Below are 589 nucleotides of genomic sequence, written 5' to 3' on the forward strand. Positions count from 1 at the left end.
GTCGCCGCGCTCGAGGAGTCGTTCCAGGGCAAGGGCTACGGGGACCTGAAGGGCGAGGTCGCCGACGCCGTCGTGGCCGAGCTCGAGCCCGTGCGCGCCCGCACGCTCGAGCTGCTCGACGACCCGGCCGAGCTCGACCGGCTCCTCGCCGTCGGCGCCGAGCGTGCCGAGTCGATCGCCGCCGAGACCCTCGCGAAGGTCTACGAGCGCATCGGCTTCGTGCCCCGCACCCGGCGCTGACCGTGCGCCCCGTCACGCTGTCGTCCGCCCGGGTGCACCTCGACGTGCCCACCAGGGCGGACGCGACGGCGATCACCGAGGCCTGCCAGGACCCGGACATCGTGCGCTGGACGACGATCCCCACGCCGTACACCGCCCGGGACGCCACGACCTTCGTCGACGCGCTCGTCGGTCCGGGGTGGGCCTCCGACCGCGAGTACACCTGGGCGATCCGTCGGACGGGGTCCACCTGGCTCGAGGGGATCATCGGGTACCGCACGGCGCGGCGGGACCTCGGCTTCTGGCTCGCACCCTCCGCACGCGGCGCCGGACTGATGCACGACGCCGTGAGCCTCGTGCTCGACTGGGC

Annotated in this window: 1 protein-coding gene and 1 pseudogene; both read left to right on the plus strand. The window is 74.2% G+C overall.

Annotated elements, in window-relative coordinates:
- Nucleotides 1–240, plus strand: a pseudogene (locus BIV01_RS12880) (tryptophan--tRNA ligase); the annotation flags it as partial.
- Between the two features lie 2 nt (nt 241–242).
- Nucleotides 243–589 (plus strand): GNAT family N-acetyltransferase (locus tag BIV01_RS12885; RefSeq protein ID WP_175473721.1); only part of this gene is annotated, 347 nt, incomplete at its 3' end.

This window comes from Curtobacterium sp. MCBA15_013 (assembly GCF_001865095.1).
GTDB lineage: Bacteria > Actinomycetota > Actinomycetes > Actinomycetales > Microbacteriaceae > Curtobacterium.